Source organism: Oerskovia sp. Root22 (genome assembly GCF_001429135.1).
GTDB classification, from domain to species: domain Bacteria; phylum Actinomycetota; class Actinomycetes; order Actinomycetales; family Cellulomonadaceae; genus Oerskovia; species Oerskovia enterophila.
On sequence record NZ_LMIL01000001.1, the window covers coordinates 650,501 to 663,179 of the forward strand.

Here is a 12,679-nt window from a genome sequence, read left to right on the forward strand (position 1 = left end):
AATTCTCTTCCATGCATCTGACCCGTACCAACGGAGGCATGGACATGACGCACCACCCGAGCGACCCCACCGCGGTCGCCCCCGCTCCCACCACCCCCTCGTCCGAGGTCGCCGGCCTCGGCCGTCGGGGCTTCCTCACGCTCGCGACCGCCGGCGTCGCGGCCAGCACGCTGAGCGTGACGATCGGCTCCTTCTCCCCCGCTGCAGCAGCGACCGCACCCGTCCTTGCGACGGGAGCGGCGCCGTCGGGCCCTGTGCCGCGCAAGCGCGAGCTGCGCGCCATGTGGATCTCGAGCGTCGTCAACATCGACTGGCCCTCGGCCGCCGGGCTCAGCGCCGAGCAGCAGAAGGCCGAGTACCTGCACTGGCTCGACGTCGCCCAGCAGTACCGGCTCAACGCCGTGTTCGTGCAGGTCAGGCCCACGGCCGACGCGTTCTGGCCCAGCCCCTACGAGCCGTGGTCGCAGTACCTGACCGGCACCCAGGGCAAGGACCCCGGCTACGACCCGCTCGCGTTCGTCGTCGAGGAGTCGCACCGGCGCAACATCGAGATCCACGCCTGGTACAACCCGTACCGCGTCTCGATGCAGGCGGACCCCGCCCAGCTCGTCCCCGAGCACCCTGCCCGCCAGCACCCCGAGTGGGTGTGGGCCTACGGCGGCAAGCTCTACTTCGACCCGGGCATCCCCGAGGCCCAGGAGCACATCCAGCGCGCGATCCTGCACTCGGTCGAGAACTACGACCTCGACGGCGTGCACTTCGACGACTACTTCTACCCCTACGCGGTCGCGGGGCAGACCATCCCCGACGCGCACACCTACGCGACGCACGGCGCGGGCTTCGCGACCGTCGACGACTGGCGCCGCCACAACGTCGACACGTTCGTGCAGTCCATCTCGCAGCGCATCAAGGCGACCAAGCCATGGGTCAAGTTCGGGATCAGCCCGTTCGGGATCTGGCGCAACGCCTCGACCGACCCGCGCGGCTCGGCCACGAGCGGCTCGCAGTCCTACGACATGCAGTTCGCCGACACGCGCAAGTGGGTCACCGAGGGCTGGCTCGACTACATCAACCCGCAGATCTACTGGCAGATCGGGCTCGCCGTCGCGGACTACGCGAAGCTCGTGCCGTGGTGGGCCGAGGTCGCGGCGCAGTCCGGCACGCAGCTCTTCGTGGGCGAGGCGCTCTACAAGGTCACGTCGGGCGTCTTCACCGACCCCGCCGAGATGTCGAACCACCTGACCTTCACGCAGCAGGTCGACGCCGAGGTCGCGCCCGTGCTGGGCAACGTCTACTTCTCGGCCAAGCACGTCCCCGCCGACCCGCAGGGCTCCATGACCCGGGTGCTCGAGGACCACTACCGGCACCCCGCGCTCGTGCCCGCGATGCCCCGGCTCGGGGTCTCACCGCTGCGCGTCCCGGTCCTCGCCAACGCCCGGCGAGTCCCCGAGGGCGTCCGGCTGCACTGGAACGACACGGGCCCTCGCAGGACCCGGGCCACGGCCTTCGCGATCTACCGGGTCGAGGGCGACGCCCGCCGCATCGACATCGAGGACGCCGCCAACCTCGTCGCGACCGTCCGCACCTCTGGGCACGTCGTGCAGGACTGGGTGGACGAGACCGCGCTCACCGGGCACCGCTACACCTACGTGGTCACCGCGCTCGACCGGCTGTGGAACGAGTCGCGCCCCAGCGAGGCGCGCCGGTCCGTCTGACCTGACCCTCTGGGCTCAGGCCCGACGAGAAGTGAGTAGATGCCCCTGATCCGACGGGATCAGGGGCATCTACTCACTTCTCGGCACGACACACCCGGTGCCGAAACCTCTCGACCAGATCCACGACGACGGACGGCTGCCCGGGAAGCGTGCGCGTCGTCGACCGACCTGCGTCGGGGCCCACCTGGGGACTCCTCCCCATGTCGCGATCCTGCACCGTCACGTAGCGTGTCCTCGTCCAGGACTCCCTGCCGGTTGAAAGAGGTTCGCCCGTGGTCATGTACGGCGCCGACGTCGCAGCACTGCGCGACCTCGCCACGAGCCTCGACGGCGGGGCTGGCGTCCTCGACCAGGCGCGCTCGAAGGTCCGCGGCTCGTTCCACTCGGTGCCCTGGTACGGGCCCGACGCGGAGCAGGAGCGCGGCCAGTGGGACGGCCGGCTCGAGCCCCTGCTGACGCAGACCGCCCAGTCCCTGCGCGACGCGGCGACGACCCTTCGGCGCAACGCCGACGACCAGGAGAGCACGAGCGCGGCGGACACCGGGTCGTCGGGCGGCGCCGGCGGGTCAGGCGGCACCGGCGGCTCGGCCGGCGGTTCCGGGTCGGGTGGGCCCGGCGGCGGTTCCGGAGGCGGAGCCGGCGCAGGCTCCTCCTCAGGGGTCGACGACGCCGAGTCCCCCGGCGGCCCGACCGTGACCGTCAAGGGGACCCAGGAGTCGGGGACGGACAACGGCTCGCTCGGTTCGCCCGCGACCGAGGGCAGCGGCGGCTCGGTCTCGGGGGGCGTGACGTACGACCCGACCACCGGGGAGACCACGGTCTCCGGCTCGGGCACGCTCGAGAACTGGTTCCAGACCACGAACGGCTCCAAGGTGACGTTCGGCCTGACCGGTGGTGCCGAGCTCACGTCGGGCGAGAAGAGCGAGGACGGGTTCACCACCTGGACGACCAAGTCCGACGTCTCGGTGGGCGTCGAGGGCGGGTTCGACAAGGGGGGCAACGGCGTCAGCGGCAGCTACACCACGGGTGTGACCTCCGAGTACGCGGTCAAGGTGCCCGACGGCGCCAAGATCACCGACCCGGGTGCCGTCAACCCGTTCGACCCCTCGACCATGCCGACCGGCTCGACCGTCACCATGGACAGCGGGAGCTACACGGGCACCGAGCTCGAGGCCTCGTTCCGGCACATCGCCATGAAGTCGGGCATCGAGGAGTCCGCCGGGGTGAGCAGCGTGATCGAGAAGACGGGCGACGACACCGTGCGCATCACGTCCGGCCCCACGGACGCGCTGAGCAACTACGGCGGGCTCGGCGTCGACTTCGAGGCCGTCAAGGTCCTGCTGGGCAACACGACCTCGCTCGACGGCGCGTCGCTGCGCAGCGCCGAGCTGGACCTCTCGACGCCCGAGGGCCGGGCCGCGTACGACACCTACCTCCTCACGGGCGAGATCCCGCAGGACGCGTCGACGGGCATCTCGGGGCTCACGACGATCGAGAAGATCGACTACAAGTCCACGACGTCGCTCGACGTCGAGACGCCCGTGGGCGGCGCGTCGTGGGACCTCGGCGAGAACTCGGGCTCGGCCGTGGTCACGACCTACCCGGACGGGTCGGCGGACCAGCAGACCAAGCTCAGCTACGGGGGGCGCAGCGACACGTTCTTCTCGCAGGCCTTCAACCCGGACGGGACCGAGAACACCGCAGGTCGCACCTACACGTACACGGTCGAGGCCGACCAGATGTCGACCCAGCTCTTCAACCAGAGCGAATTCTCGGGCCTCGACGCGGGCGGCACGGTCAAGGAGGGGGACGTGCTCCGGCTCACGCTCACCGAGCGCCAGATGGCGACGCTCCACGCCAACGCGGTCGAGTACAGCCAGGACAGCATCGGGGTCAACCAGGTCTCCGCCCTGGCGCTCGACTACGACGGCAAGCCCGTGAGCACGTTCGACTACGCCGCGAGCCTGGCCCGTGGTCCGCGCAGCGACGGTTCGCTCGTCGAGATGCTCTTCTCCATCAACCAGGGCTCGGGCGGCGGCGGGGACCTCAAGCAGTTCCCCGGGACCATCACGCCGGCCACGTAGGCACGGGCACAGCAGGAGGGGCCCGTCGTCTCACCCAGGGGGCCGGGCATCACGGCCCGACGGCGCCGCGCCCCCTCCCGTCGTCTCGCCTCGAGCGTCGGGGCGGGACGACGGCGCCGGGCCCTCACGCGGGCATGAGGAACCGGCCGTCGGGGTCCAGGTCACGACGCACGGTCGCGAGGTGCGCCTGGTCGGCGGGCGACCACAGGTCGATCATGGCGGCCTCGCTCACCGCCCCGGCGAGATTCGCCTGGGTACGACCGAGCGACCACGGCTGCACGGCCTCGAGGAGCCCGCGGATCGCGGCCGGCACGGCCGTCTCGAAGAGCTCGGGGACGGGAACTCCGATCACGAAGAGCGAGAACGCGGCGTCACGGCCGGTCACGCTGTCGGGACCGTGCGCGCCGTCGCCGAGCGCCCCGCCCAGGTGGCGGATCTCGGCCATCATCAGCGGTGCGGTCGACTGCGGCCCGGCGACGGCGAGCAGCGCCTCCGCGGTCTGCGGCTCGAACGTGTGCAGCAGGGTCGAGCCGTCGAGCACGGGCATGGGGTCGGTCGGGTCCTGGTGGACCGCTCCGATCGCGGCGTACGGCATCTCGCCGATCGAGTCCAGGATGACCGGGGCCGCGTCGCGCAACGGGGCGATCGCTTCGGCCACCTCCGCGAGGGGGCGGGTCGAGGCGACCCTGACGTTCGCGACGTACTGACCTCGCAGGGGCTCGGGCAGGAACTCGAGCGGGGGCAGCCGCAGCAGCGCGACCGAGGTCGTGATGTCGGCGGGAGCGGTCGCGACCCAGTCGGCGTAGGCGCGGAACATGGTCGCGGCGTCGTCCCCGACCGCGAAGAAGCTCCCTCCGGTGATGGTCGCGAGGGGCAGGAGCCTGATCGTCACGGACGTGATGATCCCCAGGCCCCACTTGCCGCCGCGCAGGGCGCGCAGGACCTCGGGGTGGTGGTCGGCGTCGACATGGAGGAGGTCGCCGTCCCCCGTCACGACGTCGGCCGCGAGGAGGTAGTTCGAGCCGAAGCCGACCTCCCGGGCGAGCGGGCTCATCCCGCCGCCCAGCAGGAAGCCGACGACTCCCACGTCGGGCGACGACCCGGTGACGGCGGCGAGCCCGAGGGGCGTGACGGCGTCGAGCACGTCCCTCCAGCGGGAGCCGGCGGCGACGCGCGCGGTGCGCGCGGGCTCGTCGACCTCGACGCCCGTCAGGCCCGCGGTCGTGAGCGCGATGCCACCGTCGATCCCGCGCGCGAACCCGTGGCCCGTGCTGAAGACCGCGACGGGCAGTCCGAACGTCTTGGCGACGCGCACGGTCGCCTGGACGTCGGCGGTGGACGTGGCGTGGACGACGTAGTCGGGACGGTGCTCGACGGCGACGTTCATGCCCGAGAGCCGGGCCTCGGCGGCGTTACCGGGCAGGACGCGGCCGGTCACGGCCTGCGTGAGGGCGTCGAGGACGACGTCCTGCGTGATCTCGTGGGTGGTCATGGGCGTTTCCCTCTCGAACAAGGTGGGGAGCGCGGAGCAGCGCTACCCCAGAAAGAGAGCTGGGAGCGCTTCCGGTGACAGGTCAGCCGAAGGTGCCGGGAATGTCCGCCGAGGCTGATGCTTCCACCGCGCCCTGGGTGACCGCGCGCGCCATGATGAGCGAGGGCGCCCTCACGCCCACGGACCCGAGGAGCGACGATGCCCCAGACCACGGACCAGCCCCCCGACCGCGCGCCGTTGCGCGGGACGCCCTCGCCCGAGCACCGCAAGGAGCAGGGACGCGCAGCCCGCACGCTCCTCCCCCGTCGCTCGACCGCCGCGTGGACGCCGCCGACCGACCGTCGCGACCCCGTCGCGATCCTCCAGGCCCAGAACGCGAGCCGGGTCGCGTCGCTCGTCCCGCTCCGCATGGGACGTATGGCCGCCACCCCCTTCTCGTTCTACCGGGGGGCGGCCGCGGTCATGGCGGCCGACCTCGGCACCGGGCCGCGCACGGACCTGACCGTCCAGCTCTGCGGCGACGCGCACCTCGCGAACTTCGGCGGGTTCGCGTCCCCCGAGCGCTCGCTGGTCTTCGACATCAACGACTTCGACGAGACGCACCGCGGCCCCTTCGAGTGGGACCTCCAGCGGCTCGTCGCGAGCCTCGAGATCGCGGGACGCCACCGCGGCATGTCCCACCAGGAGCGCGAGCGGATCACGCTCGCCGCGGCGCGCGGGTACCGCCAGACGCTCCGCACGTTCGCCGACCTGGGCCACCTCGACCTGTGGCACGTGCAGCTCCGCGGCGACGAGATCGTCGAACGGTGGAACGGGTCGGTCCCTCCTGGCGTCATGGACAACCTCCGCAAGGCGCTGCGCAAGGCGCGGACCAAGGACCGGCAGAAGGCCCGGCGTCGGCTCACCACGCTGCGCGACGACGGCGAGCTGCGGTTCGTGAGCGACCCGCCCCTGCTCGTCCCGGTGCGCGACCTGTTCGACGACGCCGAGCAGGCTCGCCTCCTCGGCGTCGTGACCACGGCCCTCGCGGCCTACGGCGACTCGCTCACGGGCGCCCGGCGCATCCTGCTCGAGCGCTACCGCCTCGTCGACCTGGCTCGGCGCGTGGTCGGGGTCGGGAGCGTCGGCACACGCTGCTGGGTCGCGCTGCTCGTCGGCCGGGACAACGACGACCCCCTGTTCCTCCAGGTCAAGGAGGCCGAGCCGTCGGTCCTCGAGCCCTACACGTCGGCCAGCCCGTACCCCGAGAACGGGCGCCGCGTGGTCGAGGGACAGCGCCTCCTGCAGGCCACGAGCGACGCCCTGCTCGGCTGGAACACCGTGCACGGCGCCGACGAGCGCCCCCACGACTACTACTTCCGCCAGCTCTGGGACTGGAAGGTCTCGGCGGACCTCGAGACGATGCTCCCGGTCGCGATGGCCGCCTACGCGCAGATGTGCGCGTGGGTCCTCGCCCGCGGGCACGCCCGCTCGGGCGACGCCCTCGCGATCAGCGCGTACCTCGGCAAGGGCGACGTCGCGGACCACTCGTTCACCGAGTTCGCCCGTCGCTACGCCGACCAGAACGCCCTGGACCACCAGGCCCTCCTCGACGCGATCGCCGCGGGCGACGTGGAGGCGGTCCTGGGCGTCTGACGCACGCACCGGGGCGGCCCCCGTGCCCGACGGCGCCGCCCACCTCGCGCGGACGCGTCCCGTCGGGGGGCGTCCGCGGCGAGGCGGTCGGGGGCGGCTCAGGCGTCGGCGGTTCGGCCCGCTGTGGACCGCGCGAGCCCCCGGCGCAGGAGGACCACCTGGTAGACGAGCGCCGCCAGGACGATCGCCCCGAGCAGGACCGTCAGGACCAGCCCGCCGACGTTCGCACCCGCGGCGTCGCACGTGGTCGTGAAGTCCCCGCTCGTCGGCGCGTGGAAACCGCCGTCCGACCCCTCGGCCGTGATCGCGCCCACGGCCGAGGGGCCCGCGGCGGACAGGGAGCCGACCGACGCGCAGCTCGCGGACGGCAGCAGCATCATGCCCGTGAGCCCGAGCCACGCGGCCCCCGCCCCGAAGCCCGAGACGATCCCCCAGATCTTCTCGTTCGTGGTCCAGAGCGGCGAGGCACCGAGCAGGACCGCTGCGACGAGCCACAGGACGCCCGGGAGGAGCAGCGGTGCCCCGACGATGCCCACGAGGGCGAGGGCGAACACGACCGGGGCGACCCACGCACCGGTGAGGGCGGGGCGAGAGGAGGCTCCGCCGTCGGGCAGGGGATCCCTGAGCGCACCCGACGCCGCTCGCGCCACGTCCTCCGGGGCGCCGAGCGACGCGAGGACCGCCGCGACCTCCTGCTCGCTGGGCTCGTGCCCCAGCTCGGCGAGGCTCGCATCGACGTGCTCGCGCACCCCACCCAGGACGTCGGCCCGCTCGGCGGGATCGACGTGCGCGAGCATCCGCGCGAGGTCGTCCAGGTACGCGCTGATCGCGTCGTTCGTGCGGTTCATCGGTGGCTCCCCAGGGTCGAGTCGACGGCGTCGCGGAAGGGCGCCCAGGTGCGGGCGAAGGTCTCGAGGGCTGCGCGCCCCTCAGGGGTCAGGGCGTAGTAGCGCCGAGGTGGTCCGGCGTCGGACTCGCGCCAGTGCGTCTCCACGAGCCCGCCCCTGCGCAGCCGCGCGAGGAGCGGATAGAGCGTGCCCTCACCGCTCAGGAGCACCCCGTCCGTGGAGAGACGGCGGGCGATGTCCAGGCCGTACCACTCGTCGTCGGCCAGGAGCGCGAGCACGCAGTACTCGATCGCCCCTCGCCGGAGGTTCGTGAGGATCATGTCCTCGCTAGGTACCATGCGAGACAAGATAGCACCATGTGCGGAGGCCCGGTAGACGCTTCACATGGGACCGAACGGGGTGCAGCGAGGCCCGGCGCGGGCCGTCAGATCTGGTCGAGGCGACGCAGGATCGCGCCCTCGCGCAGCGCCCACGGGCAGATCTCGACCTCCGCGACGCGCAACGCCTTCATGGTCTCCTCCGCGACCACGCCGCCCGCGACGATCTGATAGGTCCGCTCGGCCGTGATCCCCGGCAGCTCGGTACGACCCGCCGCGGGGATGCGCGCGAGGCGCGGCACCCAGTCGGACAGCTGCGAGCGCTCCATGCGCCACCGCTCCTCCGGACCCACGACCGCGACCTTCATGCCCGCGAGCCGCGCGAGCGACCGGAACGTCTTGGAGGTCGCGACCACGTGGTCGGGACGCGGCAGCGCCTTGATCTCGCCGAGCGCCTCGGCGAGCACCCCACGCACGTGCGAGCGCAGCGCCGCGACCTGGTGGGCCGTGGGCGGGTCGTCCGGGAGGTGCTCGATGGTCATCCGCCCGGCACCCAGGGGGACCGAGACCGCGACGTCGGGCTCCTCGTCGAGGCCCGAGGCGATCTCGAGCGAACCACCACCGATGTCCAGGACCATGAGCCGGCCCGACGCCCACCCGTGCCAGCGCCTCGCCGCGAGGAACGTCAGCCGCGCCTCCTCAGGACCCGAGAGGACCTCGATCGGGACCCCGACACGCTCCTCGATCGCCGCGAGCACCTCGGGGCCGTTGGTCGCCTCGCGCAGCGCGGACGTCGCGAGCGCGAGCGACTCGTCGACCTCGTACTCGCGGGCCAGCGCCGCCGCCCGGTCGGCCGCCTCGAGCAGGGCGTCGACGCCCTCGGCCGAGATCGAGCCGTCGGGCTGGAGGTAGCGCATGAGACGGACGACCGAACGGCCCGACGCCGCCGGGTCCGGGCGGGCACCGCGCACCGCGTCCACGACGAGCATGTGGACGGTGTTGGAACCGATGTCGAGCACTCCGAGTCGCATCCGCCCACGGTAGCGGGGGACGCGAAGGGCGACCGGACGGCCCGCCGGGCGGGAGCCCTCGCGCCCTCTACGACCGGTGGTTGGCGCCCGACATCCTGCTGTTCGTCCGGCCGACGAGCCGGCGCACGTGGACGTCCGACCCGCGCACCGCACGCACCTCGGAGCGCGTGTCCCTCCGGTGGTCATGACGCTCGCCCGCGTTGCGGTACCGGCGCCAGGTCAACCAGTAGAAGAGCGGCCCGGCGAGCAGCAGCAGACCCACGACGACGAGCCGAAGGGCCCCCTCCTCGCCGGACGAGGACTCGGCCGCCACGGTGAGCGCATCCAGGGCGAGCAGGTGCATCAGGTCCCGATCATGACGAGGAGGGCCATCACGGCCGCGACGGCCTCGACGGCGAGGGACACCGCGAGCAGGCGGCGGCGGTTGACCGGGACGGAGCCCATGGTCTCGCCCGTCCGCCCGTTGACCGCGACGTAGTGCAGGACCGAGCTCCCGTTCTTGCGGACCTCGTGGTACGAGTACAGCCACACGGGCAGGTAGGCAGCGACCCAGCGCTGGCCCACGACCTCGAGCTGCTGGTGGTCCCACCGGAGACCGCGGTCGTAGGCCTCGATCATGTCGAGCGCCCGGAACCGGGCGATCTCCTTGGCCTGAGCGAACGCGGGCTCGCGCACGTCGTCGATGTCGGTGTCGCGCCGCTCCGCGGTGAACCCCGAGAGGAAGTTGGAGTCGTAGCGGACCGCGTTCTCGACGTCGAACGGCAGGATCGTGTTGATGACGTTGTTCGTCCGCGAGCTCGCGCCGTGGTCCCGTCGGTCCGCGGAGGACTCGAGCGTCAGGTCGTCGACGTGCAGGTCGAACTCGCGCACGACGTCGTAGACGTCGGCGTCGTAGCGCCGCTCGTCGCGCTCCTCGCCGTCGGCCCCCTTGACCTTGACGGTGTAGGACCGCACGAGACGCTCGCCCTGCCCGGACAACCGGGCCTTGGTGTTGAGGTCCGCGACGAGGTACGGCATGTAGACCCCGACGACGCTCTCCGGGACGAACTCGGCCCGGAAGGTCGGGTGGGCGTAGAAGCGACGCTTGCCGACGAACTCCCGGATGCGCGTGATCGCTTCGTCCTTGGCCAGGCGGAACGGCAGCACGACGTCGGGCACCGCGCCGTTGGGGACCTGCTGGTTGACCGACAACGTGTTGCGGCACCAGTGGCAGCGCGCCTGGGTGCCGTGCGCGGTGTCGACGACGACGTCCGCACCGCACGCCGAGCACCGGAACGTGAGGACCTCGTCGGTCCCCGGCACGATCGCGGCGGTGCCGGACCCGACGACGACGCCGCGCAGCGCGCCGATGTCGCCGTCGAGGCCGAGGTCCGCGATCGTCCCGGCAGCGGCCCACTCGTACCGGCAGAACCCGCAGCGCAGGTTCCCGGTCGCGACGTTGAGCGAGATCTCGGTCGCCCCGCACCGTGAGCACTTGACGAGACCGTCGCTGGCCCCGACGTCGGTACGGACGATGGCCGGCCCGCCGTCCCGTGTCCCGACGGGCGGCGGGGACACCTCCTGCGGGGAGGCAGGCGGGGCCGACGACGGGACGGCCGCCTCCGGCTCGTGGACAGTCATCGTCGGCGCCTCAGAACCCGAGGACCTTGGCCTTGGCGGTGTCGTAGTCCGCCTGCGTGATGAGTCCCTGGTCGAGCATGGCCTTGAGTTGCGTGAGCTTCGCGACCGGGTCCTCGGTGGGCGGGGCGGCGGCGGGCGCCGCGGCGACCGGTGCGCTCTGCACGGGAACCTGCTGGAGCGGGACGACGGGCTGCTGGAGCCCGGCCATCGCGCCGCCCGCGGCGTTCATCCCCATGCCGAGGATCGCCATGTTCGCGCCGCCCCCGGCTCCTCCTGGGTTCTCTCCCGCAGCCTGGATGCCGCGCGCGGCAGCCTGCTGGAGGAACGAGTTCCCGCGAGCACCTGCGAGCGCGTCAGCCTTCTTGACGTCGCTCAGCAGCGCCCTGGTGTCCTCGTCGTACTCGATCGCCGCGAGCGCGACCTTGACGATCGACAGACCGCGGTAGGACGTCCACTGGTAGCCCTCCTCGACCGCGCCGGCCAGCGACTGCGCGAACCCGACCGAGTCGCTCTGGATCCGGGTGATCCGGTTCCCCTTGTCCGGGTCGTTGGTGTAGCTCGAGAACGCTGCCGCGAGCGACCCGACGACCTCGGTGAAGAGCTGGCTCGCGGCGTCGTTGTCGAGGTCGGAGAAGTCGAACACCTTCGCGCCCGTACCGAGGTAGGTCAGCGGCACGAACTGCTTGACGAAGAGGATCGGGTCGACGATGCGCAGGGTGTAGGTGCCACGCGTCACGGCACCCACCTGGGCGCCGAGGTACGCATCGTCCCAGTAGATCTCCGACTGCGTACCGAACCGGTTGTTCGGCAGCTCCTTGAGGTTCACGTAGAACCCGAGCTGCTGCGACCCGGGTTGCCCGCCGAACTTGAAGCGTTCCCACGTGGTCTTGATCAGCGGGCTCAGGAAGCCGTTGTCGGCGAAGATCGACTGGGAGTTCTGGTCGTCGGACGTGAACAGGTAGCCACCCGGTTCGGCCACGAAGCCCGTGAGCGCGCCGTCCTGGAACGTCAGGAGCCCGTAGCCCTCGGGAACGACGAAACGGCTGCCGTTCGTGATGATGTTCGCCGAGCCCTTGGTGTTGGACCCGCGCCCCGCGTTCTGCCCCTGCGCGACCGCTGGGAAGAGCGCCGCGGTCGGCGCCAGGTTCGTGGGTGGGGTCAGGAAGTCCTTCCACTGGTCCGCGAGCGTGCCGCCGAGGGCACCAGCAAAGGCCTTGATGAATCCCATCGAGCTCTCCGTCCGATCGGGCGGACGGAGCCGCGCGTGACCTGTCGTCGTCGCGGCCGACGCCCTGAGGCCCTCGACCGCGATCGGCACAGTATCGACTTTCGTTCTGAAACGGAACTATCGGCGAGTTTCCGGCGCATCCGCTCTCACGGACCGGACCGCCCACGGTGACGCACCGGATGACAGGATGTTCTCCGTGACCTCCCCCTCTCCCCTCACCGCACCCCTGAAGACCGTCGGCTGGATCCACGTCGTGGACGGGCGGCTGCTCGTCGTCCGCAGCCGGGACAACGACCTGTTCTTCATGCCGGGCGGCAAGCTCGACCCTGGTGAGAGCGACGAGCAGGCCCTGGTCCGGGAGATCGAGGAGGAGCTCGGCGTGCTGCTCGACCCTGCCACGGTGAGGTCCGGCCTCGTCGCCGAGGCGCCCGGCCACGGGCTCGACGGGCGGCTCGTGCGGATGCACTGCCTCTACGCCGACCTGTTGCCCGGGTCCCCCGAGCCGGCGCCTCGTGCCGAGGTCCGTGAGCTCACGTGGGTCACGGCGAACGACGCGCACCGTGTCCCGCCCGCGGGCCGGATCGTCCTGGAGCGGCTGGCGGCGACGGGAGAGCTCGCGGCCTGACACGGACCGTCACTCGGTCGACCACGGGGTTGCGATCGGTCGAGCACGGGGTTGCAGTCGCAAACCGCACGAGAACGACCGCAA

General features: G+C 71.9%; 11 protein-coding genes. 4 read left to right on the forward strand and 7 right to left on the reverse strand.

The window, feature by feature from the left end:
- The first annotated feature begins 11 nt into the window (after positions 1-11).
- Positions 12-1,715 carry a glycoside hydrolase family 10 protein gene (locus ASE15_RS02765; protein WP_235534088.1) on the forward strand — a complete coding sequence of 568 codons (1,704 nt, stop codon included), beginning with the start codon at positions 12-14 and terminating at the stop codon, positions 1,713-1,715.
- 272 nt (positions 1,716-1,987) lie between these two features.
- The gene (locus ASE15_RS02770; protein ID WP_056761038.1) at positions 1,988-3,799 is read left to right on the forward strand and encodes a hypothetical protein; all 1,812 of its coding nucleotides are present in this window, start codon (positions 1,988-1,990) and stop codon (positions 3,797-3,799) included.
- 124 nt (positions 3,800-3,923) lie between these two features.
- On the opposite strand, the gene ASE15_RS02775 is transcribed toward ASE15_RS02770, so the two are convergent.
- Positions 3,924-5,291, reverse strand: coding sequence for an FAD-binding oxidoreductase (locus tag ASE15_RS02775; protein WP_056761041.1), 1,368 nt, complete (start codon positions 5,289-5,291; stop codon positions 3,924-3,926).
- A 198-nt stretch (positions 5,292-5,489) separates the two neighbouring features.
- Here ASE15_RS02775 and ASE15_RS02780 point away from each other — a divergent pair, with 198 nt between their 5' ends.
- Entirely contained in the window at positions 5,490-6,926 is a 1,437-nt protein-coding gene (locus ASE15_RS02780; RefSeq protein ID WP_056644537.1) for a DUF2252 domain-containing protein, read from the forward strand.
- A 98-nt stretch (positions 6,927-7,024) separates the two neighbouring features.
- Here ASE15_RS02780 and ASE15_RS02785 read toward each other — a convergent pair whose 3' ends face one another.
- From ASE15_RS02785 to ASE15_RS02810, 6 genes are all read right to left on the reverse strand, one after another.
- Positions 7,025-7,774 (reverse strand): hypothetical protein, encoded by a 750-nt coding sequence (locus tag ASE15_RS02785; protein ID WP_056644534.1) that lies wholly within the window; start codon positions 7,772-7,774, stop codon positions 7,025-7,027.
- Positions 7,771-8,112 (reverse strand): PadR family transcriptional regulator, encoded by a 342-nt coding sequence (locus tag ASE15_RS02790; protein ID WP_056644531.1) that lies wholly within the window; start codon positions 8,110-8,112, stop codon positions 7,771-7,773. The genes ASE15_RS02785 and ASE15_RS02790 overlap by 4 nt, the downstream gene beginning before the upstream one ends.
- An 86-nt stretch (positions 8,113-8,198) precedes the next feature.
- Positions 8,199-9,122: an exopolyphosphatase gene (locus ASE15_RS02795; RefSeq protein ID WP_056761044.1), complete on the reverse strand. Its 924-nt coding sequence runs from the start codon at positions 9,120-9,122 to the stop codon at positions 8,199-8,201.
- Between the two features lie 67 nt (positions 9,123-9,189).
- Positions 9,190-9,465 carry a hypothetical protein gene (locus ASE15_RS02800; RefSeq protein WP_056644524.1) on the reverse strand — a complete coding sequence of 92 codons (276 nt, stop codon included), beginning with the start codon at positions 9,463-9,465 and terminating at the stop codon, positions 9,190-9,192.
- The gene (locus tag ASE15_RS02805; protein ID WP_056644519.1) at positions 9,465-10,742 is read right to left on the reverse strand and encodes a hypothetical protein; all 1,278 of its coding nucleotides are present in this window, start codon (positions 10,740-10,742) and stop codon (positions 9,465-9,467) included. The genes ASE15_RS02800 and ASE15_RS02805 overlap by 1 nt, the downstream gene beginning before the upstream one ends.
- Before the next feature lie 10 nt (positions 10,743-10,752).
- The gene (locus ASE15_RS02810) at positions 10,753-11,970 is read right to left on the reverse strand and encodes an SHOCT domain-containing protein (RefSeq protein ID WP_056646430.1); all 1,218 of its coding nucleotides are present in this window, start codon (positions 11,968-11,970) and stop codon (positions 10,753-10,755) included.
- A gap of 196 nt (positions 11,971-12,166) precedes the next feature.
- On the opposite strand from ASE15_RS02810, the gene ASE15_RS02815 reads away from it, so the two are divergent.
- Entirely contained in the window at positions 12,167-12,595 is a 429-nt protein-coding gene (locus tag ASE15_RS02815; RefSeq protein WP_162259109.1) for an NUDIX domain-containing protein, read from the forward strand.
- The last annotated feature ends 84 nt before the right edge of the window (positions 12,596-12,679 follow it).